Annotated in this window: 14 protein-coding genes and 1 tRNA gene; 8 read left to right on the top strand and 7 right to left on the bottom strand. The window is 68.4% G+C overall.

Translation table 11 applies throughout. From position 1 onward, the window contains the following. The first annotated feature begins 72 nt into the window (after positions 1-72). The 4 genes from NKJ07_RS19315 to NKJ07_RS19300 all read left to right on the top strand — a co-directional run bounded on the left by NKJ07_RS19315 (position 73) and on the right by NKJ07_RS19300 (position 10,733). A complete protein-coding gene (locus tag NKJ07_RS19315) occupies positions 73-3,648 on the top strand; it encodes a tubulin-like doman-containing protein (protein ID WP_318568412.1) in 3,576 nt (1,191 codons plus the stop codon). Between the two features lie 3 nt (positions 3,649-3,651). Beyond that, a complete protein-coding gene (locus tag NKJ07_RS19310; protein WP_318568411.1) occupies positions 3,652-5,127 on the top strand; it encodes a hypothetical protein in 1,476 nt (491 codons plus the stop codon). A gap of 63 nt (positions 5,128-5,190) precedes the next feature. Then, positions 5,191-7,107: a hypothetical protein gene (locus NKJ07_RS19305; protein ID WP_318568410.1), complete on the top strand. Its 1,917-nt coding sequence runs from the start codon at positions 5,191-5,193 to the stop codon at positions 7,105-7,107. Between the two features lie 2 nt (positions 7,108-7,109). After that, positions 7,110-10,733, top strand: a complete 3,624-nt coding sequence (locus NKJ07_RS19300; protein WP_318568409.1) for an outer membrane protein assembly factor BamB family protein — start codon at positions 7,110-7,112, stop codon at positions 10,731-10,733. 240 nt (positions 10,734-10,973) lie between these two features. Here NKJ07_RS19300 and NKJ07_RS19295 read toward each other — a convergent pair whose 3' ends face one another. The 3 genes from NKJ07_RS19295 to NKJ07_RS19285 all read right to left on the bottom strand — a co-directional run bounded on the left by NKJ07_RS19295 (position 10,974) and on the right by NKJ07_RS19285 (position 13,379). After that, positions 10,974-12,521 (bottom strand): PGF-CTERM sorting domain-containing protein, encoded by a 1,548-nt coding sequence (locus NKJ07_RS19295; protein ID WP_318568408.1) that lies wholly within the window; start codon positions 12,519-12,521, stop codon positions 10,974-10,976. A gap of 223 nt (positions 12,522-12,744) precedes the next feature. Further along, positions 12,745-12,818: transfer RNA gene (locus NKJ07_RS19290), tRNA-Ile, on the bottom strand. Between the two features lie 63 nt (positions 12,819-12,881). Next, a complete protein-coding gene (locus tag NKJ07_RS19285) occupies positions 12,882-13,379 on the bottom strand; it encodes an FxsA family protein (RefSeq protein ID WP_318568407.1) in 498 nt (165 codons plus the stop codon). A gap of 124 nt (positions 13,380-13,503) precedes the next feature. Here NKJ07_RS19285 and NKJ07_RS19280 point away from each other — a divergent pair, with 124 nt between their 5' ends. Beyond that, the gene (locus NKJ07_RS19280; RefSeq protein WP_318568406.1) at positions 13,504-15,144 is read left to right on the top strand and encodes a DUF255 domain-containing protein; all 1,641 of its coding nucleotides are present in this window, start codon (positions 13,504-13,506) and stop codon (positions 15,142-15,144) included. 130 nt (positions 15,145-15,274) lie between these two features. After that, positions 15,275-16,078 (top strand): TrmB family transcriptional regulator, encoded by an 804-nt coding sequence (locus tag NKJ07_RS19275; protein ID WP_318568405.1) that lies wholly within the window; start codon positions 15,275-15,277, stop codon positions 16,076-16,078. Between the two features lie 4 nt (positions 16,079-16,082). Here the strand turns inward: NKJ07_RS19275 and mptA are convergent, their stop codons facing one another. Continuing rightward, a complete protein-coding gene (gene mptA, locus NKJ07_RS19270; protein WP_318568404.1) occupies positions 16,083-17,009 on the bottom strand; it encodes a GTP cyclohydrolase MptA in 927 nt (308 codons plus the stop codon). A 118-nt stretch (positions 17,010-17,127) separates the two neighbouring features. Between mptA and NKJ07_RS19265 the strand changes: the two genes are divergently transcribed. Next, the gene (locus NKJ07_RS19265; protein ID WP_318568403.1) at positions 17,128-17,904 is read left to right on the top strand and encodes a DUF7847 domain-containing protein; all 777 of its coding nucleotides are present in this window, start codon (positions 17,128-17,130) and stop codon (positions 17,902-17,904) included. A gap of 2 nt (positions 17,905-17,906) precedes the next feature. Here the strand turns inward: NKJ07_RS19265 and NKJ07_RS19260 are convergent, their stop codons facing one another. Continuing rightward, positions 17,907-18,299, bottom strand: a complete 393-nt coding sequence (locus NKJ07_RS19260; RefSeq protein WP_318570499.1) for a DUF7124 domain-containing protein — start codon at positions 18,297-18,299, stop codon at positions 17,907-17,909. Between the two features lie 76 nt (positions 18,300-18,375). Further along, entirely contained in the window at positions 18,376-19,611 is a 1,236-nt protein-coding gene (locus tag NKJ07_RS19255; protein ID WP_318568402.1) for an NAD(P)/FAD-dependent oxidoreductase, read from the bottom strand. Between the two features lie 229 nt (positions 19,612-19,840). On the opposite strand from NKJ07_RS19255, the gene NKJ07_RS19250 reads away from it, so the two are divergent. Then, positions 19,841-20,014, top strand: a complete 174-nt coding sequence (locus NKJ07_RS19250; RefSeq protein ID WP_318568401.1) for a hypothetical protein — start codon at positions 19,841-19,843, stop codon at positions 20,012-20,014. A 131-nt stretch (positions 20,015-20,145) separates the two neighbouring features. Here the strand turns inward: NKJ07_RS19250 and NKJ07_RS19245 are convergent, their stop codons facing one another. After that, a complete protein-coding gene (locus tag NKJ07_RS19245) occupies positions 20,146-22,014 on the bottom strand; it encodes a cation:proton antiporter domain-containing protein (RefSeq protein ID WP_318568400.1) in 1,869 nt (622 codons plus the stop codon). Positions 22,015-22,016: the final 2 nt, after the last annotated feature.

Raw genomic sequence — 22,016 nt, 5'->3', positions numbered from 1 at the left:
CCGGGCGCGTGGTTTAGGTAGATGATAACCGTCGCCCAACACTTATTAGCCAGTCAATAGAGGTGTGGGACAATGTCCACCTCGAACGAAGGAAACAAGGCCACCGACCAGGTCAGGTGTCAGCTTCCCGATACGATAATCGGGCTCGGGATGGCGGGGAAGTCCGTGGTCTACAACATGTTCAGCAGGGACTGGATCCTCGACGAGATCCTCGAGGAGCGGTCGGGGACCGTCCAGGAGGTCAGCGCGTACGTGGTCGACACGGCGGAGGACGAGAAAGAACAGGACCTAGTGACCGTCGACCGACTCAACGACCGGATCGACCGTCGGGGGGAGGAGCTGGGTCGCTCACCGACGAACATCTGGACGGAGATCGAGTACATCAATCCGCTGGAGGACACCGACTCGATCTACACGACGCGTGCGGGGCTGACCGCCGAGGGGACGGTCCGCGAAGTCGCCTCGGGTTCGGGACTGAACGCCTGGTGGATCGGCTCGAACACCAACGAGGCGATGCTGTCGGAGCTGAACGAGTACAAGGAGGGTGTCATCAGGCGACGGGCGCTGTCGAAAGCGCTGTTCGACGCGGGCTGGGCGAACAACTCCCAGCTCAAACAGGTGATCCGGCAGGCCGAAGGCGACGTCTACATCATCGTCGGCATCGGCGGCGGGACGGGGTCGGGGATGTTCCTCGACATCGCCAAGCGACTGTCGACCGAGTCCGACGCGAACCGCATCCACCTGTTCGGTGTGACGCCCGGCCGCGGCGAGTCGACGGACGAACGTGCCAACGCACACGCCGTGCTCTCCGAGCTCGAGTACGTGAACCTGACCGGGTCGAACGGCGAGAAGAACCCGTTCGACAACATCGTCCTCTACCCGTTCGGGCCGGTGATCGCGGATAACCCGGACATGGACGAGTTCTACGACGGCATCATCCAGTCGATCATCGCCCACCAGAACATGGAGTCGAACATGGTGGACACCATGAACACGTCGATGCTCGGCGGGCCGCAGAAACACGCACCGTTCGTGCTCGCAATGCCGCAGATCCTCCGGTACGCCGTCGCCGACACGCAGGACGCGAAGGACGCCGTCGAGGCGTACATCGAGGGGAAGAACGAGGCGCTCGAGACCGAACACGCCCTCTACGACGCCGTCGAGGAGTACGTCCGCCGGGAATTCGACGGCGAGGAGGCGGCGCGGGACCTCGAGGCGGTCTCCTCGGGCGGCGTCCCGCGGAGCGGACTGTTCAACCTCGACACGGACGAGGCGAGCGACCTGCACGGCCGGCTCGAGGAGTTCCGTGACGTGCTCGAGGAGGACGTCTTCGAGCAGTTGGACTACACGCCGGCGCTGGAGTGGCGGCAGACGCTCGCCCAGCGCGAGGAACAGATCCGCGACCGCAACGAGACGATGAAGGACGCCGAGTTGCGCAAGGAGATCGTCACGGAGGTGCCGGCGACGGCGATGAGCGGACTCGAGCCCGTCGAACAGCAGTACTCCGGCGACGAGATCCTCCGCCGGCTCGAACGCACGATCCGTCGGGAGTTGCAGGCGATCAAGCGCCGGAGCGACCTGCTGCGGACGGTCCACCTCGTCGAGGACGAGGACCTCAAGACGGGGCTGCGTGCGGCGCTCGACCAGAACGTCGACTCTGCGATGACCGTCCCCGAGGTCAAACGCACGCAGGGAACGGTCTCGAACGACACCGAGGACCTCGAAGAACAGCTCGCCGGCCTCGATCAGTTCGACAGCGAGGTGCTCGCCCCGCGCATTGAGGCGCGCCAGAGCGAGTGGCGGACGGGCGTCGAAGGGGACATCGAGCGGCTCGTCTCGCTCGACGAGAACGCCGAGCGTATCCAGTCGTTGCTGGCGGGCCTCGACGACGCCGTCGACAAGGCGGTGAGCCACATCAACCAGGCCGAACGGACCGACGACCTCGACCCCACGCCGTTTGCCTTCACCGACTTCGACGAACTCAACAGCCGGCTCCGCGACGTCGGGCTCGACGAGGTCGACGCGAGCAAGCTCAAGAGCAACCTCAACCACGGCCTGCGCGAGGCGAAGGCGTACTGGCTGAAGAAAGAGGAGATCGAGTCCAGCACGTTCACCCGGTTCCTCAAGGGGACGGGCGACCTCGAAGAGGAGTACTCGTACACCGCGGCGTCGCTCGACAACGACCTGGTGGCGCTGACGGACTTCGACGAGGAGTTCGACTGCTCGTTCATCGGCCCCGACTTCGCCGCCCGCGCCGACGACCTGATCGACGAGCGGGCGCGGCTCCTCGACGATATCGAGGAGTCGTACCGCAGCGCGCTCCACGACATCGAGATCAAGGCGTCGACGATGGCGGAGTTCCTCGACGTTGACGTCATCGAGCGGCACCTCCCCGAGTGGACACCGAAGGTGACCTGGCCGGGCGATGTCGCCGAGTTCCCCGGCGACCTCCGGTCGGAGTTGGAGGACGACGTAGCCGACCGGACGGCGTCGGCGCTCCTCGACCGGCTCTGTGCGTCCGCCGACGGTGTCGGCGAGCCGGGGGTCGTGTACGAGGGGTTCGACACGGCCTACCGCGGGCCGGTCGCGGAGGTCGAACGGCGGGTCACCGACCGACTCGACGAACTCCGGGGAGAACAGCAGCGGTACGACGAGCTCCGGACGCTCATCGACGAGGACGGCAAGCGCTTCGCCCACGGGGGGACGGGGCCGACCGAACTGGACACGACGTTCGAGGCACCGACGCGGGACCAGTACACCTACACGAAGCACGTGCCGCCGGCGGGCGACCAGTCCCTCCTGCGGTACGACGACATCGGGGAGGCGAAGCTCTGGGAGTCGAACGAGCGGCGGAACATGCTCCGGTCACTGGAGGAGTTCGCGCGGAACGTCGCCAGCGCCGACGAGCGGCTCCCGCTTTTGACCCGGACGATCCAGGGCGATCCGAACCGCTACGACGGCTCGATGGCCAGCCCACAGTACGACCAACACCGGCTCAAGACCGTCTTCATGAGCCCGATGTTCGAGACGGGCGAGAGTCCGGGCGGCCTCGACCGGGTCGAGGACAAGCTCCGGGCCAACATCTGGACGCCGGCCGGCAGCGACGGCTACCAGCAACACTGCGTCGGCTTCGGCGGGCCGTGGGACCTCTCGATGGTGACGTTCGTCGGCGGGGTCTTCCTCGACAACATCGACGTGGTCACCGGCGACAGCGGCTACCGATCGCGCTACCTCAAGCAGAAGAACTCCCTCGAAGAGGGCGTCATCGTCCGGCACACCCACGGGATCGACGGGAAGGACGCCGATCTCTGTGAGTACGGTCGCGGCGCGTATCTCGTCCGCCGCGACCTGCTCAACATGAACGACGTCCACGACCGGAACCGGCTCATCGCGAGTAACGAGGGCGAACTCCGGCGGTACCTCGTCTCCAACTACGTCGAGGTCACCGACTTCGAGAGCACGATCGACCTCGTCGGCGACCGCGGCGGCGGCCCGGCGAGCGCGTCGACGGCGGGCGATCCCACGGACGGAACCGACGCCGGGGGAGCCGACGGACCCGACGGGTCGACCACCGAACCGGAGCCGGAGCCCGACCCCGACCTCAGCACCGACGGTGACGGATCCGGCGCGACCGACAACCGGTCCTGACAGATGGGGCGTGGAACGGACTCGCTGCTGACAGAACGGCGGCTCGTCGTCGCCTCGGTGGTCGTCACGCTGGTCACCATCGTCCCGGTGACGCGCATGCTCGGCGAGGCGTGGGACGAACAGGAGCTGGTGTTCAACCTCGTCTGGTTCGTCACCACGACGCTCGGCGTCGACATCGACGTCGCGGTGGTGTTCCCCGTCGGGCTCGTCGTCGGCTGGCTGTTGCTGTTCGGCCTCGACGACTACAAGCGCGTCCAGGGCGTCGTCCTGCTGGCCGCGGTGCCCGTCGGCGTCGTCACGCTCGCGGGCATGAACAAGTGGATCGGGACCGTCTCGTGGGTAGCGCTGACGCCGTTTCTCCTCGGCGGGGTCGTCGTCGCGGGCGGGGCCGGCGTGCTCAGCGGGCAGCAGAACAAGAAGACGGGGCGTCGGGAGTTCCCGCTCGCCCCGGGGATGCTGTACGCGACGGCGGTCGTCGCGACCCTCGTCGGCTTCGTCGAGCGGCACCTCCGGTACGACAGCCCGATCGTCGTCGACCGCGCGACGGGCGCGGTCACCGGCGGATCGCTCGGCTCCGTGGGGGTCGTCGTTGACGGGCTCGCCGTCGACCTCGTGGCGTCGGTCGCGTTCCTCGTCGTTTTGAGCTGGTTCGTCCAGTACGACAACCGCTCGGACGTGCTCGTCGTGCGCCCGGACGAGGGTGACGGCCGGCTGGCCGAGACGCGGTTTCTCGCGGCGACGATGCAGGTCGCCTGGCGGGAGTACGACGCGGTCCCGCTCGAAGGGGGGTCGTCGTTCTACCCCAACGTGAAGAACGTGGATTCGGAGGCGGACGTCGTCGAGGTGGACGGGAGCCGCCCGTCGACAGTCAGCTTCCGGTTCACACAGCCGGGACTGCTGTCGCGGCGGACCGTCATCGAGTCGAACAGCTACAGCCCGCCGTCGCGGGGAGACATCAAGCGAATCGAAGCGCGGATCGACCGTGAATCGGGGCCGCTCGGCACGGTTCGGAGCCTGCTGTCGCGACCGCTGTCGCTCCTCGTGCCCGCGGGGCTCCGTGCGCTCGTCGCGTCCGACCCGGCACGGTTCGTCAACCGCGTGGCCAACGCCGACACGCTCGTGCTGTTGGCCCCGGTGCCCGACCGCCTCAACCAGTACGCGCTCGAGGAGGGCGAGACGTCGTTCGCCGCGGTCGTCCGAGACGAACCCGAGTACATCAAGCGGTACAACGAGCTGTGTGCGGCGTACCGCGGCCACCCGCGGACCGACGTGTTCGTGGTGGCAACGGGAGCCAACAGCGTCTCCGGCTTCTACGAGCAGACGACGGAACGACTCCCGCGGCTCGACAGCGACCACTTCGCCGGCTTCGTCGGCCAGAAGATCCTCGGGATCGGCGGGTGTGACGTCGTCCCCGTCGACGATTCGTTCGACAACGAGGAGGGGCCACAGGGAATCGAACGAGTCTTAAAACGGCTGTAATGTCATCCAGACGTGATAGACGGCGGCAAGGATTTATCAACGATGACTAAAGTTGGATAACACATGTTGGCACGAGGACAGGGCGACGGACCGCTCGGGGGGTTGAACCTCTCGCGGCGTCGCCGGAAGAGCCTGCAACGACTGTTTCTCTACGTCGCCTTGGCTGGAGTGGGTGCGTTCCTCTCGATCGATATGCTCGCTCGCGGCTGGGAGTCGTGGGGGCAGGTGCGGCAGTTCTTCCGGGGTGCGATCAACATCTTGGGGGTCGACGTAAAGACGTTCTACTACCTTCCGACGGGGATCGCGCTCGGCCTCGTCGTGACGCTGTTGCTCGACTCGTTCAAGCGCGGCCAGGGACTCATTCTGGTCGGGGGGATCGGGCTCGGAAGCGCCGTCATCCTGCTCGGGCAGGGACTGCTTATTCAACCGCTCATCGCCGGGTTCGGCCCCGCGTCGGCGATCGTCGGCGTCGCGGGAATCGTGCTCGGCCTCCTGCTCGGCGGCATCCGCCCGCAGACGGCCGGCGACGCGGTGACCCCCGGCGTCAGGGCGGAGTTCCCCCGGGCACCGCGGTGGATCTTCAGGCTCGCCCTGCTCATGATCGTCCTCGGCTTCGTGGAGGCGCACGTCGCGTACAGCCCGATCCTGCAGGCCCATCCGGAGGGATGGGTGCTCCAACCCTTCGCGTTCAACGGCTTCGTCGGGGGAGCGCTGTTCGTCGACATCATCGGCTCGGTGCTGTTGCTCGGCGGACTCCTGCGGTTCACGCGCTACGAGAGCCAGAACCGAACGATCGTGCTCGGCCCACAGCGGAGCGGGAAGAGCGCCGCGTTCGGCGGCCTCCACCGCGCGCTGCTCGACTTCGGACACGACGACGTCGCGCTCAACTACGACGGCAACGTCGACAGCCTGAGCCGGATGATCTCGAAGGGCGAGTTCCCGACGGCGACCGGCACCACCACCATCTCCCTGCTCGGGATGAACTACGTCCGCGGCGGGGTGTTCCCCGAGAAGACGTCGATCCAGACCATCGACTACGCGGGCGAGCATCTCGACGACATCGTCGACCGGGTCGCGCCGAAGACCGCCGCGACTGACGGGGGGAGTTCGGCGGGCGATCGCTCGCTGTTCAGCGACGCCGACGAGGTCGACCAGGAGGTCGAGCAGATCCGCGAGGAACTCGACGGCGAGTCGGAGCACGAGGACGAGAGCGACGGGCCGGACGGCGGCGGGCGCGGCTCCCGCGGCGGCTACGGCAGCCCGGAGGTCGATTCGACCGACGGGTGGGCCGAGGCGACCAACGAGGTCAGACGGCTCTCCGAGGAGTCCGAGCGCGGGCGGGCAATCGCCGGGAGCGTCATCGCCGACGCCGTCGCCAACTGCGTCGAGCACGCCGACCGGATCGTCTTCGTCGTCCCGCTCGACGACTTCATCGCGCCGATCATCGACCGCGGCAACGAGCCGTCGTACGCCAAGGTGGTCCGCAACCCCGGTCGCGAGAAGTCCGCGAGCGAGGTCGCCGACGAACTCGGAATCGACCTCGACCGCCAGACGCTCCGGAGCCGGAGCTACTCCGACGGCGTGTTCTACGTCAAGAACGACTTCGACCGACCCGATTCGAACGAGTATCTCGGCTGGTACCAGCGACTCGCCAGACAGTACCGCGACGACCGCGACAAGGACTTCGTCGTCGCCGTGACGATGGGCGATTGGGCCGTCTCGGACTTCGAGAAGCGAAACGAGGGCTCGCTCGCGGCCCGCGAGTACGAGGAGTTCTGTGAGTACGTCTACGACGAACTGCTCGAAGACGAACTCGAGTGGCTCTACCGCGGGCTCGGCCTCGAACGCGTCTACGTCCTCTGGTACGTGATCACGAACGACGAGCCGCCGGAGACCGACGCGGACTACACGATCGACACGACGAAACGGCCGACCATCCTGCGTCGAGCCGACAAGCTCATCGAGCGCCTCGAACGCTGACAATGACCAGACTCAGAATCTACTCCGCAGGCACCGGACGGCTCCAGTTCGATTCGAGCGGCAGCGCGGCCGACGTGACCGAAGAGTCCGTCAAGCGCGACTTCAAATCCGACCTGCTGCTCTACTACGACCCCGGCCGGAACGGGCTCCGCTGTTACGTGAAGCTGGTCCGGAGCGGCTCCGAGCAGTTCATGGCCGACTACGAGTTCGACCCCGGCACCGCGACGCCGATCGAGTCGTTCAAATCGACGCTCGAACGTGAGATCGAGGAGGTCGGCTGGCGCGTCGAAGACGACGCCGGCTACGAACAGCGGCTCTACGAGTCCATCGGCTCCGCGGGGGAGGCCAGCCCCGACGTTCCGGTGGCCGATCTCGAGTACCTCCTCGACGCGGAGGGACAGATCAGGATCGGAACGCCCGACGAGGCCCGGGCACTCGGCGTCGTGTCGTATCTCCGGCGGGCGTTCGACGACAGCCTCGACATCGCGGTCACCTACTCGGGCGAGACGGGAACCCACGCCGGCGTCGACGCGGTCGTCGTCCCCGGGTCGACCGACCGCGTGACGGTGACGCGCGGCCAGCGGGCGGTGCTCGCACGGCGACGGCTCCGCGAGTTGAAACAGGCGGTTCCAGCCACGGGCGTCGGCGGCGGCGCGGCGGCGATGCGGCGCGCGCTCGTCGACGCCGGCGCGGAGGACAGACTCGGGCTGGCGATCGACGAACAGGAGGCGTCGGTGCCGGGTGCGGCCGCCGGCCAGCGGAACGCCGTCCTCACGGCGCTCGTGCTCGTCCCGCTCGCGGTGTTGCTCGTCGTCGTCAGAGCGGGGACAGAGACGCTGCTCCCGGCGCTGACGCGCGTCCAGGGTTTTTACCTCCCGCTCGCCGAGACGGCGAACGGCGTCCTCCCGATCGCGGTTCCACAGTACCTCTTCGACTTCACCAGCTGGCACGTGCTCGTCGTGTCGGCCGTCGTCATCGGGGTTGCGCTCGTCTCCACCCCGCCGGTCCAACGAACCGTAACCGGGCTCACCGGCTTCTCGATCCCCGGCCTGGGCGGCGGGAGTCGCGGTGGGGGGCCGACGCCCTCCGATCGGGCGAGTGCGGCGGTGGACGAACTCGTCGCCCTCCAGCGGACGGGCGGTGACGGCGGCGCGAAACGCGACATCGCCACTCTGCTCGACGAGTTCGGGCTCGAAGCGGGGTCGCAGTCGACCCGTGCGCGGACCGCGCTCGCGGTCCAGGCGGCGGGGCTGCTCGCCGGCGCGATCGGCGCGGCCGTGGTGTTCGTCGTCGCGTCGCAGGTGGCCGGCGTGGTGTTCGGCCTCCTGATCGGCAACTGGGCGCTCGTGCTGGATCTATTCATGTTCGGTGGCGTCGTCGCGGTCGTCGGCGTCGTCGGCCTCGCTGGTGTGATCCTCGCGGGCGACGCCCTCGGCGGGAACCGCCGCCGGTCGGGGCGATCACGATCCCCGTCCCGATCGCGGTCGACGTCGACATCGACGCGTGGCTCGGTCGGCGGGACGGGTGTCGCCGGACCGGCGAGCCGACGGAGCGGTGGGTTCGACGTCGGGAGCTTCGAGAAACGGGTCGAGACGAATCCCCACCGCGCCGCGAGCCAGGGCCCGGAGGCGCTCGAAGCCCTCAGCGCACACTCGCGGCCGTCTCCGCGGTCGAAGCGGCTGGCCAACGCGCTCCTCACGCTCGAACAGCGGGTTCCAGACACCGAGTTCCGACTCTCGCCGTCGAACCGCAAACTCGTCCAACAGCACGCCGACGAGCCGAGCGGGAGCGGAATGATGGACGAACTCGTGAAGGGACAACCCAAGCAAGGCCGTCGGGACGACACCGGCACGGGGACGCGCGGCGACTCCCGAGCGCCGGCCGACGGATCGCGGCGGGAAAGCGCCGACGGCCGGGGAGAGAGCACGGGAGGCGACAGCGGGCCGGAACCGGGACGCGACAGCGGGCCGGAACCGGGACGCGACGACGCGGCCCCGGCGACCGACGACGGCGACGCGGACGACTTCCTCTATCCGGCCGGTGACGATGGCGACGACGGAACCGTCGACCGGCTCGACGTTCAGGGGGGCGACGACAGCGGCGGTGATGTCGACCCTTTTGGGAGTCGGCGGACGACGACGGCGACCGACAGTGAGCCCGCGACGGACGCCGACGGACCGACCGCCAGAGAGCCTGCCACGGTGGGCGACGAACCGGACACGCAACCCCCGGTCGACGGCGACGCGGCGACAGAGTCCACGACGGGATCGGACGTGGTCTCCGTCGGGACCACGGAGCCGGCCGGGGTCGGTCGGTCGGAGGCGAGTGCGTCGGACGGCGAACCCGCCGACGAAGCGACCGACGGGAACGCCGACGAATTGACTCCCTCCGTGGGGAGTCCGGCCCAAGAGCCGGAGCGAACCGCCGGCGTCGATCCGACAGCCCAGGTGGGCGACGCCAGCTTCTCGCAGTTTCGGTACGACGCCGCGAACACCGGGAGCGTCGCGGGCGTCGGGCGGACCGTCCGAACGCCGGCGCACGCCTGGGAGCCGGTGGCGCTCGGCGAGGAGTGCACCACGACGCCCGTGGTGCTGGGCGACAGCCTCGTCGTCGGCACCAGGGCGGGGCGGCTCCACGCGATCTCCCGCTCGGCCGGCGATCACGAGGTGGTCGCGACGCCCGGGGCGGCGGCCGACGTGGAACTGTTCGCATCACCCGCGGTCGTCCGTGACACGGTCGTCGTCGTCACGTCGGTGGGAGAGGTCATCGGCTACCGACTCGCCGACGGCCCGCGCGCTCGGGAAGCGTGGCGCGCCGATCGACGCGTGACCGGACCGGGCTCAGTGGCGACCGCGTCACCGACAGTGGCCGACGGTCGACTGTTCGTCGCCGGCGGCGAGGGGACCGTCCACGCGCTCGACGGACGGAACGGCGATGCAGTGTGGGACGAGCCGTACGACGCCGGAGCGGGGATCACGCTCGCCGCGCCGGCCGTCGACGACGGCACCGTCTACGTCGCGACCGACGACGGCACGCTGCACGCGATCGACGCCGCGAGCGGGGCGGGGAGCTGGTCTACGCGGCTCGGCCCCGAACCGATCTGGGCGAGTCCGGCGGTCGCGGACGGCCGGCTCCTCGTCGGGAACCGCAGCGGCACGCTGTACGTGGTCGACGCCGAGGGCGGCGCGGTCCGCAGAAAGGAGGCGGTGGGCGACGAGATCGTCTCGTCCGCCGCGGTCCACGGCGAGCGGGCGTACGTCGTGAGCAACGTCGGCGGGCGCGTCTCGGCCGAGGCGCGCGGGCCGACCGACGACGACGACGGCGCGTCGGCCTCGCCGCGTGCGGTCGTCACCGCGTTCGACCTCGAGGGGCGAATCGAGCGACGCTGGGAGACTGACCTCGACGCGATGACCATCTCGTCGCCGACGGTCGCCGGCCAGGGGCTCTTCCTCGGAACCAACGGCGGTCGACTGGCGGCGCTCGACTGCCGGACCGGCGAGTCGCTCTGGGACGACGCCACCGACGCCGGGACGCGGATCGAATCGAGCGTCGCCGCGGTCGACGGGGCGCTCTACGTACCCGACCACGACGGAACCGTCTGGGGCCTCGTCGACGACCACGGCTGAGACGTCGAGAGCACCGAACACGGAGAGGCGGTCGCTCCTCTCTCGGTCGCTCGTGACTCCGGCGAGAACGGGGTGGCGGACGGCGTGCGGCCGCCGGGTTCGGAAGTCGAACGGAGAACCACCCTGATGGCGAACGGAGAATCGACCGGGAGCCGAACGGCCGACGAGGCGAGACGGCGAAGAACGAGGAGACGACAGATCGGGGTCTGCAGTCGAGCAGTCGAAGCAGAACTGTGCGGTTCAGCGGTTGCGGCGTCGGGCCAAGAGCAGCGCGGCCGAGACGGCGGCGACGAGCGCGTGACCGACTCCGAAGCCCGGGATGACCGTGGGCGTCGACGTCGCCCCGCCGCTGTTGTTGTCGCTGCCGCCGTTGCCGTTACTCGCACTGTCTCCGCCACCCGACTCGTCGTTCGCGTTGTCGCTCTCGGTCCCGGCGTCGCCGTCACGCTCGCCGGCTCCGTCCGACTCCTCGTTCGACGCCGAACTCGCGTCGACCCGGCTCCCGGGTTCGACGGTCACGCTCCGGACGTGTTCTTCGTCCTCGTTGTCGACGGCGCGGACGACGACCTCCGTCGGTCCGTCTTCGACCGCCGCCATCTGTTCGTCGAAGCTCACGTTCCCGCCGGTCGTCTCACCCTGGTACACCTGTTTGAAGTCGAGCGTCTCGCCCGTCTCGGGGTCGACCGTTTCGACCGAGACGCGCTTGAACGAGCCGTACCGAACGAAGCCGTCGAACCGGACGCTGCCGGACTCCGAGACGGCGCTCGCGATCGACATCTCGGGGACGACCGTGTCGTTGTAGACGACGGTACGGCGCACGGTCGACGTCCGGCCGGAGACGTCGCGGGCGGTCACGCGGATGACGTTCTCGCCGGGCCCGAGCGGGACTCGCTGTTCGAAGTCGATCGACTGCCGAGCCGGATCCGCACCGTCACCTTCGGATACGACGAGCGTCGCGGAGTCGACGCTCCCCTCGATCGAGTAGGTCACCTCGTCCACCTGCACGTTGTCCGTGGCCTGCCCGGACAGAACGATCGAGCTGTTCCGGATCTCCGTGGGCGTCTCGTCCATCGAGAGTTCCGGGGCGCTCCGGTCGTTGATCCTGAAGTCGATGGTGTACGTCCGGGTGTTCTGTAGCCGGTCGGTCATCGTGATCGTGATCTCGTTCCGGCCGTAGCCGAGGAACACGTCCATCGAGAACGACGAGCCGGGGTCGCTGAGCTGCTGGTTCGACGTCGCGACCCGCTCCTCGTTGAGGGTCGTGTAGAAGTGCCGCCGCTCGATCGCGATCGTCTCGACGCCGGTGATGTCCTCGAAACTGCCCGCGAACGTCAGCCGCGAGTTCGTCTCGGACGCCTGCGTCGGTGGCCGCGACCCTAGCTGGCTCTGGAACGGCGACTCGAAGCCGATGAACGGGCCGACGCCGTCTTTCGTGATCGTGATCTGGCGCGATTCGACACCGCCGGCGCTGTCGCGCACGATGACGTTCACCGTGTTCTGCTCGTTGTCTTCGAGCTGTGCGACGAACACCCGGGAGAACTCCGTGCCGTCCGGCGAGAACGTGCGGACCGACTCGCCGTTGAGTCGGACCACGACGCTCTCGATCGGTTCGGCGGCCGATGCCTCGATACCGAAGTCGGGGTTGCGGTTGAGGACGAACTCCTGGCCGCTAGACGCCTGCTCGCCGTCGACCGTCAGCGAGAGCGACGGTGTGTCGGCACCGGCGACGCCGGCCCCGACCGACGTGACGACGAGGAGAACGACCACGAGAACGACTCTAGATGACATACGATTCCGTCATGTTGGGTGATACCTAAAGTTTAGCACCGCGGAACGACAGGTGATAATGATGGTCGGAACAGGTGACACGAACGGACGAAGCGCAGTGTCGGCACAGCCCTGACGGTCGCCGAGGAGGGACGTCTCTCCAGGAGAGTGGAAGCCGAAGTTAGGTGGCTGGGGAGTTGTTCCCCACCCATCCCGGACGGCCAGAGACCGTCCGTTTTGGAGGTGGGCCAACGCGGATTTGAACCGCGGACCTCCCGGTTATCAGCCGAGCGCTCAACCTGACTGAGCTATTGGCCCAGGTGAGCGCATTCAGTCGTTGCGCGCTGGTTTGTTTAAGAGTTTCCTTTCACCACCGCGCCGTCACCGGTTGTCCTCGTTCACCGGGCCGCCGTCGACGTCGACGTAGTCGCCAGCGGGGCGCGATCCGCCGTCCTGCGGGAAGCCGGCGGTCCAGACGGTCCCCGAGACGAAGCCGTCCATGCGCCGGTCGAGATACGGCTCGACGACGAGCCGTTTGAGGAACTCCCGGATGGGGTAGCGCGTGAGCGGCACGGCGATGAGAAAGCCGATGGTGTCGGTCACCAGTCCGGGGGTGAGGAGGAACGCCCCGGCGGCGATAAGCAACCCGCCGTCCATCAGTTCGTTCGTCGGGAGGTCGCCGGTCCCGACCTTCCGCTGGAGCGCCCGGAGCGTGTGTCGACCCTCGGCGCGGACGAGCAGCATCCCGACGAGCCCCGTCAGGACGACGAGCGCGACGGTGGCCTTCCACCCGATGAAGTCCGAGACGACCACGAGGAACAGTGCGTCCGCGAGCGGGATGAGGAGCAAGGACGCGATGATCCAGCGCGTGCGCGGCATAGAGTCGACTTGCTGGTCCGGACAGATAGCCTTTCTGCACCCGTCGCCATCGGGCCCCGGCCGGTCCACCGCCGGATCACACGAATCCCGAGGGGCTTTACCCCTCCACTTCCCACCCGCGAGCATGGACGACGAGGGCGCGGGCGCGGACGCGAACGAGAGCGAGCCAGTGGTCGGCGTCGACTGGCGCGAGTGGGGGACGGACGCGTTCGACGAGGCGCGCGAGCGCGACGTCCCTCTCCTGCTGTCGCTGACCGCGACGTGGTGTAGCGCCTGTCACGAGATGGAGCGGGAGACTTACGCCGACCCCAGGGTGGCGGCCGCCGTCAGGGACGGCTACGTTCCGGTCCGCGTCGACATCGACCGCCATCCTCGGGTTCGAGAACGGTACAACATGGGCGGCTTCCCGTCGACCGTCTTCTGCACGCCCGCGGGCGAGGTGCTCACGGGCGCGACCTATCTCGGTCCCGACGGGATGAAACAGGTGGTCGACCGGATCCGCGAGACGTGGGCCGAGCGCGGACGCGACGCGGGGAGCGTCCCTCGGGCGCTCGCCGGCGACCCCACGCCAGCGGGCGAGGTCACGGGACGGATCGAAGAACACCTCGCGGGCCAACTGGAGGCGCAGTACGACCACGAGTTCGCCGGCTGGGGGACGGACGCGAAGTTCCCGCTCCCCCGGACGATCGAGTTCGCCCTCAAGCGCGAACGCCACCAGGCGCTGTCGACGCTCGACGTGATCCAGCGACGGCTCTTCGACGAGGTCGACGGCGGCTTCTTCCGCTACGCCGGCTCCCGGGACTGGAGCGACGTCGCCCACGAGAAACTGCTCGCGACGAACGCGGCGCTCGTCCGGGCGTTCGCGAACGGCTACCTCTACACCGGCGACGACGCCTACCGCGAGACCGCCCGTTCGACGGTGGACTTTCTCACCGACGACCTCTGGACCGGCCGGGCTGTCGGCGGAAGCCTCGGCCCCGCCGACGAGTCCGACTACTACGCGCTCGCCGCCGACGAGCGCGCGGCCGTCGCCCCGCCGCGGCGCGACCTGACGGTGTACGCCGGCGACAACGGCCTCGCCGCGGAGGCGTTTCTCACCCTGGCCGCGTACACCGACGACGAGGCCGCGCGCGACGCCGCCGAGCGCGTGCTCGACCACCTCCGCGCGGAACTCGTCGTGGACGGGGTCGTGACTCGCTACCGCGACGGCGACGAGGCCGGCGAGCGCGGCCTCCTGGAGGAGCACGCGCGGGTCGCCGCGGCCTTTTGCCGCGCCGAGCAGGTGCTCGGCGAGGGCAGAGAGACCGCGCGCGCGGTCGTCGACCACGCGATCGAGGCGCTCCACGACGACGGCTCGTTCCGCGACGGTCCCGCGGCGGGCGAGGGGTTGCTCGACCGGCCGCTCCGGCCGATCGACGGCAACGTCGAACTCGCGGAGGTCTGTCTGGATCTCGCGGCGCTCACCGGCGAGAACAGGTACGAGACGGTCGCCCGGGAGGTCGTCGCGGCCTTCGCGGGCGCGACCGATCGCTTCGGGATCCAGGTCGCCGGCTACGGCTCGGTCGCGGCGCGGCTCTGCCGGCCGGCGCTCGTCATCGAGGTTCCCGACGGTGGGGATCTCCACCGCGCGGCGCTCCGCGTGGCCGACCACGAGAAGGTGGTCGTCCCGGGCGAGCGCGACGCCGCGGCGGTCCGCGTCGGCGACGACCGCCGCACGGCGACGACGCCCGACGAGCTGATGGCCGAGGTGTCGGCGCTCAGGTAGGCGGCCTCGCCGGGCGTCGACGACGGCCTCCGGGAGAATCGACCGACGAGTGTGGACTCGAGACCGGGGAGCCGGAAGAACGAGAGTAAACTGACGACGTGTTTATATCTGTCCGAGGGTACGGGCGTGTATGGCGACACTGCGTGACCTCGGCCTGTCCGAGTACGAAGCCCGCTCGTACCGGTCGCTCCTCGACCTCGGACCGACGACCGCCAAGGAGCTCTCGCGGACGAGCGACGTGCCGATGGGCCGGGTCTACGACGTTCTCAACGGCCTCGAACAGGACGGCCTCGTTCGGAGCCAGGCGGCGAGCCGCCCGAAGAAGTACGTCGCCGTGGAGCCGGAGACGGGGCTCGAACGGCTCTTGGGCGACAAACGAGCTGAGCTCGAACGGAAGGTGGAGCAGTACGAGGCCGTCGTGGAGGAGCTCTCCGAGGAACTCGACGCGCGGGGCGCGGTCGACGAGCAGTTCTGGACCGCCGCTATCGGCCCCGACGAGAGCGGGGATCTGCTCGTCGAACGGCTGGCGGCCGCCGACGAGCGGCTCGTCATGGTCGCCGGGACACCCTCGCCGCAGTTCGACATCGGTCAGGTCAGCGGACGGGTCGTCGACCGGCTCGACGAGGCACTCGACCGCGGGGTCCGCGCGTCCCTGTTGCTCTCGCCGGGGCTCGTCGAGTCGCTTCCAGAGACCGTGTGGGACGACTACCACGCGCGCCTCGTGACGAACGAGGGGTTCGAGGCGCGCGTCGCGAGCGAGGTGTCGGGGACGTTCAATCTCATCGACGACGTGGAGGTGTGCATCGAGGTGCCGAACCCGCTCGACCCGGCACAAGCCTTCGCGATGATCGATCTCAAGGACCCCGAGTTCGCGGCGAACCTCAGAGAGGCGTTCGACGAACGGTGGGTCGAGGCCGAGCCGCTGTCGTTGTGAGACGTTACAGCCGGAGCTCCTCGCGGAGCGTGCCCATCGTCAGTTCGCGCTCGGCGTGGGCGTTGTGCTGGTGGATGGACTCGTCGTTCGACTGCTTCATGTGGACGACCGCGTCGTCCGGCAGGTGATCGAACTCGTCGACGACGCCCTCGGCGATCGAGCGGACGCAGTCCTCGACGAATTTCGCGTTCGCGTGGGCGTGGTAGGTCATGTGATCCTCGTCGGGGCGCTTCGCGAGGTTGTAGATCCGCGCGCTCATCGCGTCGCGTGCGATGTCGATGAGGTCGATGAGGTCGACGTCCGGCGACCCCTCGCTCGTCACGGTCAGCGTGGCGTGGCCGCGCTGTGAGTGGCCCGGCTGGGGCACTGCCTCTAAGAACTCCTCGGTCGTCTCCTCGTCGACGCCGAGGTCGAGGAGCGTCTCGCGGGCACGGGAGGCCGACATCCCTTGCGAGCAGGGACAGACGGTCATGCCGACGACGCGCGCGCCGATCTCCTCGCGGGTCCCCTCGTCGGTGGCCGTCGCCGAGGCGATGATGTCGACGCTGCTCTGGGTCGCGAGGCCGCTCGCGGGCGTGTCCTCCTTGAGGATGAGTTCGGCCTCCATGTGGACCTCCGCCGTCGAGGTGTAGTCGTGTTTGGCCAGGAGGCGTTCGGCGGCGTCGCCGCAGACGTCTTCGACCCGGTACGCCGGCTCCGAGACCGCCTCTTCGAGGATCTCGTCGATGACCTGCATGTTCCGGCTCATGTCGATTCCCTTCCTTCCCCCGGGGAGATCGACGAACACCTCGAACTCCGCCATCAGAACGAGCGGGCGCTTGCCGTTGCGGGCGATCTTCACGAGCTTCTCGACGCCGGTCACGCCGACCTGGCTCAGTCCAACGGTGACGTCGGGGCGAGTCGCCTGCACGTCGGGCAGCTGATGACTCATTACCGGAGTCAAGGACCCGGTTTGATTAGGGCTTTCGATGGGGTGACTCGACCAGCAACCGTCCGGACTGTCACCGGTTCGACACCGTTTTATTGCCATAAAGACGACGTGCTGGAGCATGTCCCTCCAACTCGGACGCGCACTGAAACGAGGCGCTGGCCTGCTCGTCAGCCGGGCCGGTGCCGTGGTCCTCGCCGCGTACGCGGCGACGATGCTCGTCTACCAGCTGAGTTTCAACACCCTGTTGCAGCCACTCCTCGCCGGGCTGACGCCGCCGGGCGTCGGGTCGGCCACCCCGGGGCTGGTGACGCTTCCGGTGCCCGGCGTCGTCGCGGGCGGACTGGCCGCGCTCGCGCTGCTCACGGCGGCGGTCATCAGCGTGGTCGCCATCCGCACGTTCGTCGCCGGCGAGCGCGCGCACGTCCCCCGTCGGTTCCTGACCGAACGCATGCCGTTCGCGGTCGTCAACGTCGTCGTCGGCGGGATCGCGTTCGCGCTCGTCGTCGGCCTCGGAACGCTCCTGCTCGTCGTCCCCGGCATCGTTGCGTACGTCGGGCTCCTGTTCATGGTGCAGTTCGTCGCCGTCGAGAACGTGAACTTCCTCACGGCGATGCGACGCAGTTGGCGGCTCACGAAGGGGAACCGAATCCGGCTCTTCCTCCTCGTCGTCGTGCTCCTCGTCGCGATCGTCGTCGCGACGTTCGTCGTCAGCTTCGGCCTCGGGTTCGTGCTCGCGTCCGGCTCCGGCGGGCTCGCCGGGGTCGTCGTCGCGATGGTCAACGTCGTCGCGACGCTGTACCTCCTCGCGGTGCTGTCGGACGCGTTCGTCCAGCTCCGTGACGGAATCGACCCGTCGCGGGGAACCCGGCCGACGACCGACGCCCTGGGCGTGTAACGTCAGGGCCAGTCGCCGCGGCCGTCGTCCTCGAAGGGGTCGTCCTCGCTCTCCTCGTCGCCGAGCGTCCAGCCGGCGGCCTCGGCCGCCTGCTCGACCGGGAGGAACTCCCAGTCGGTCTCCTCGGCGGCCGCGCGGTCCTCGTCGGTGGTGCCGACGAGGACGTGCCGGTCGGTGTCGAACTGCCGTTTGACGTTCTCGAGGCTCTCTATCACCCCGCGCGGGCCCGAGAAGAAGTCCTGCCGAACCCGGTGTTTCCGGGTGTAGTTGGTCACGACGTACGTGGGCTGGTCGCTCACGACGCCGACGTACTTGGTCCACTGTCGGGCGTCGGAGAACACTGCCCCCGGATCCGCGACCGCTTTGAGCGCGTCGAGTTCGAAGGCGAGTGTCATCGTCCCACCCGTGTCGCCGCCGTCCATACCCTTCGATACGCGGGCGGCGGAAAAACGGCTTCGTTTCCGAGTCGGCTTACTGCTGGGCCGGGGCGACCTTGTCGAGGTCGACACGCTTCTCCAAGAGGACGTCCTTCTGGTCGGAGACGACGCGCTCTTCGCGCATCAGCTTCTTGTACGCCGACTGCGCCGAGAGGTCGCCGACGAGGACGCCGCCGATGATCTTGCCATCCTTGAACGTGATGCGCCGCCAGGTGTCGTCCTCGTAGCGTCGCTCGGCCTCGTCGTCGCCGAGGGTCGGGTGGCCGAAGGAGAGGAACGGGAAGTCGAAGTGCGTGATCGAGTACGACGAGACCCAGCGGAACTCCTCGGAGGCGTAGTCGACCATGTTCTTCGCGGCGATGGTCCCCTGCTCTTTCGCGCTCCCCCACGCGCCGTTTTGGGTCCGCTCGCCGAGGATAACGTCGTGGAACTGCGTGATGTCGCCCGCGGCGAAGATGTCGTCGTCGTTCGTCCGCATATACTCGTCGACGACGACCCCGTCGTCGCACTCGACGTCGGTGCCCTGGAGGAGTTCGGCGTTGAAGTCGAGGCCGATCGCGATGCCGACGAACGCCGAGTCGTAGCGGTCGCCGTTGGGGTCGACGGTCGAGACGACGTGGCCGTCGTCGTCGGTCTCGAAGCGGTCGACACCCGATCCAAAGACGGGGGTGACGCCGCGCTCTTCGAGGGCGTCGTGGATGATCTCGGCACCGTCTGGCGACAGCGCGTAGCGCCACCAGCACTCGCCGCGCATCAGGTAGTGTGCGTCGATGCCCTGTGCGGCGCAGATGGCCGCGAGGTCGATCCCCAGGAGGCCGGCACCGACGACCACGCCGGTCTCGGACTGTTCGGCGTGTTCGCGGATGGCGCGGGCGTCCTGAAACGTCCAGAAGTGGTGGATGCCCTCGGCGTCGGAGTTCTCGACGGGCAACTGGGTCGGGGTCCCGCCCGTGGCGACGAGGAGTTTGTCGTACTCGATCTCCTCGCCCTCGTGGGTCGCGAGGGTGTGCGCGTCGGGGTCGACGTTCGTCACGACCGTGTTGAGGCGGAGGTCGATGTCGCGGTCGTCGTACCACGAGTCGCTGTGGATGGAGATGGGGGCCTCGGGGAGTTTGCCTTTGGCGAACTCCTTGATGAGGATCCGGTTGTACAGGGCCTCGCCCTCGTCTGTGATGACGGTGACATCGGCGTCTGGCGCCTCCTCACGGAGCGTCTCGGCCGCGGACGAACCCGCGATGCCGTCGCCGATGATCACATACGACTGGCTCATATCCGCCACGTTGTAGTTCGGGGTTAATGTGGATTGCTATCCGCGCATCATCCGCGATAACCCTGAAACGCGGCCGACGAGAGCCGTCTCGGGGAGATAGAGTGAGCGCCGAACTCCCCCGGAACCGTGACGGTCGCCGGACGAGACGGGAGCGTCCGACGAGGCCGGGCACGCAGCGGTCGTACGGAGACCGATACGCATATGTCTGTCACCCGTCGATTCGTAGCGCATGCGCCGTCGACGTCTCGCGGTCGGGGTGGCAGCCGCCTTCACCGGCCTCGGCATGGCCGTCGTGGAGGCCGGTCTGGTCGGCCAGCCAGCCCTGGCCGATCCCGTCTGGCTCGTCCTCGCCGCGCTCGTCGTCGGCTACTGGGGCGTCTTCGTCCACTGGGCGCGGACCTGACGCCGGGAAAACCTCGTCTCGGACCGTCGCGGCGGCGGTCACCGCGAACCGGCGAAACACGACGTGACAGCCGAGGAGAACGAACTGTCGCCCGGGCGGCGCGGTCACCGCACCGACCGTCCAGCCGTCGATCAGCCGTCAGGGTGGACGAACGACATCGCCTCGCGGACGTCGGCGCGTTCGCCGATGACGGTGACGCGGTCGCCGTGCTCGACGGTGAAGTCGTCTGGCGGGACGCGCGCGTTGCCGTCGCGGGCGACGAGCGCGACGAGCACTCCCGAGGGGAGTTGGTTGGTGATCTCCTCGATCGTCATCCCGATGAGTTCGTCCGCCGTGAGTTCGACCTCCTGGACGTCGCCCGACTGGCCGATCTCGCTCATCCAGTTCATCATCGCCGGCCGCTCGATGTAGTTGTCGAGCGCCTGCGCCGTGGCGAGCGTGGTCGAGATGGTCCGCACACCGAGCTCCTCGAACGCCTCGACGTTCGAGGGGTTGTTGACGCGCGCCAGGATCGTCTCGGGCGCGAACTTCGAGTTCGACAGCTGGGCGACGAGCAGGTTCACGTCGTCGTCACCGGTGGCGGCGACGACGACCTTCGACTTCTCGGCACCCGCCGACCGGAGCACGTCCGTGGCGGTGGCGTCGCCGTGGTGGACGGTAAAACCCGCGTTGCGCGCGGTCTCGACGGTCTCGATGTCTTCTTCGATCAGTACGACGTTCTCTCCGCGGTCTTCGAGGCGTTCGGCGAGCGTCCGGCCCACCTTGCCGCCTCCGATGACGAGTACACGCATGGGAATCACGTCCAGGTATTCGGCGATCTGCCGGGCGAAGCCACCCTCGAAGACGACGGTCATGAGGATGACGAGAAAGACGGTGCCGACGAGGAGGTCCGCCGCCGCCGTGAGCCCCTGCGCCCGGAGTTGGATGGCGAACAGCGTCGCGACGGAGGCGGGAATGATCCCGCGGGGGCCGACGAAACTCATGAAGAGCTTCTCTCCCCGGGAGAAGCGATCGCCGAGACAGGAGACGAACACCAACAGCGGACGGATGACGACCGCGACGACGACGACGAGGAGGATACCGCCGAGCCCGAGCTGGATGAGCGTCGAGAACTGCAGCAGCGCCGCGAGCGCGATGAAGACGAACGAGAGGACCACCAGGGTGATGTCGCCTTTGAACTCCTCGATGTCCTGTTCGTACGGCACGTCGAGGTTGCCAAGGATGACGCCCGCGGTCGCGACAGCCGCGATGCCCGCCTCGGTCGCGATGGCGTCGGCGGCACCGTAGGCGACGAGCGCCCCCGCGAGCACCAGGAGTCGGGCGTTCTGCGGTGCGTTGCCGGGCGAGAGGTCGACGTACCGCAGGAGATAGTAGACGACTGCCCCGACGACGACGCCGACGAGCATCCCGATCCCCAGTCGTTCGGCGAACAGCGCGACGAAGATGCTCGCGCCGGCCTCCTGGGCGAGGATGGCCTCGAAGATGACGACCGCGAGGATCGCCGCGGTGACGTCGTTGACGATCCCTTCGGTTTCGAGCGCGGCCTCGACGCGGTCCCGCGCGGGGACGACTTCGAGGATCGGCGCGATGACCGTCGGCCCCGTCGCCACGAGGAGCGCGCCGATGAGAAACGAGACGAGCCACTCCACACCGAGCAGGAAGTGAACCGCCACCGCCGTCCCGACCAGCGCGATGGCGGCACCGACGGTGACGAGTCGGAGCGTCACGGCCGGTGCCTCGCGCAGTTTCTCGATGCGGAGGTGAAACGCGCCCTCGAAGACGATGACGGCGACCGAGAGGCCGACGATGTCCGAGAGCGCGCCGCCGAACACGTCCGGGTCGACGATCCCGAGCATCTCGGGGCCGAGCGCGATCCCGGCCGCGATGAGGAACACGACGCTGGGGATCTGAAACCGATCCGAGAGGATCTGGGAGACGACACCGATTCCGATGATCGCGGCGACGATCGGAATGAGGCTGACACCTTCGGCGGTGGCCATTC

This window comes from Salinigranum marinum (assembly GCF_024228675.1).
GTDB lineage: Archaea > Halobacteriota > Halobacteria > Halobacteriales > Haloferacaceae > Salinigranum > Salinigranum marinum.
The sequence above is the reverse complement of the archived record's forward strand: the minus strand, read 5'-3'. Positions and strand labels throughout refer to the sequence as shown.

What these genes read in the sequence shown, in the direction of transcription:
- NKJ07_RS19315 (WP_318568412.1), top strand. Translation starts at nt 73, where the DNA reads ATGTCCACCTCGAACGAAGGAAACAAGGCCACCGACCAGGTCAGGTGT.
- NKJ07_RS19310 (WP_318568411.1), top strand. Translation starts at nt 3,652, where the DNA reads ATGGGGCGTGGAACGGACTCGCTGCTGACAGAACGGCGGCTCGTCGTC.
- NKJ07_RS19305 (WP_318568410.1), top strand. Translation starts at nt 5,191, where the DNA reads ATGTTGGCACGAGGACAGGGCGACGGACCGCTCGGGGGGTTGAACCTC.
- NKJ07_RS19300 (WP_318568409.1), top strand. Translation starts at nt 7,110, where the DNA reads ATGACCAGACTCAGAATCTACTCCGCAGGCACCGGACGGCTCCAGTTC.
- NKJ07_RS19295 (WP_318568408.1), bottom strand. Translation starts at nt 12,521, where the DNA reads ATGTCATCTAGAGTCGTTCTCGTGGTCGTTCTCCTCGTCGTCACGTCG.
- NKJ07_RS19285 (WP_318568407.1), bottom strand. Translation starts at nt 13,379, where the DNA reads ATGCCGCGCACGCGCTGGATCATCGCGTCCTTGCTCCTCATCCCGCTC.
- NKJ07_RS19280 (WP_318568406.1), top strand. Translation starts at nt 13,504, where the DNA reads ATGGACGACGAGGGCGCGGGCGCGGACGCGAACGAGAGCGAGCCAGTG.
- NKJ07_RS19275 (WP_318568405.1), top strand. Translation starts at nt 15,275, where the DNA reads ATGGCGACACTGCGTGACCTCGGCCTGTCCGAGTACGAAGCCCGCTCG.
- mptA (WP_318568404.1), bottom strand. Translation starts at nt 17,009, where the DNA reads ATGAGTCATCAGCTGCCCGACGTGCAGGCGACTCGCCCCGACGTCACC.
- NKJ07_RS19265 (WP_318568403.1), top strand. Translation starts at nt 17,128, where the DNA reads ATGTCCCTCCAACTCGGACGCGCACTGAAACGAGGCGCTGGCCTGCTC.
- NKJ07_RS19260 (WP_318570499.1), bottom strand. Translation starts at nt 18,299, where the DNA reads ATGACACTCGCCTTCGAACTCGACGCGCTCAAAGCGGTCGCGGATCCG.
- NKJ07_RS19255 (WP_318568402.1), bottom strand. Translation starts at nt 19,611, where the DNA reads ATGAGCCAGTCGTATGTGATCATCGGCGACGGCATCGCGGGTTCGTCC.
- NKJ07_RS19250 (WP_318568401.1), top strand. Translation starts at nt 19,841, where the DNA reads ATGCGCCGTCGACGTCTCGCGGTCGGGGTGGCAGCCGCCTTCACCGGC.
- NKJ07_RS19245 (WP_318568400.1), bottom strand. Translation starts at nt 22,014, where the DNA reads ATGGCCACCGCCGAAGGTGTCAGCCTCATTCCGATCGTCGCCGCGATC.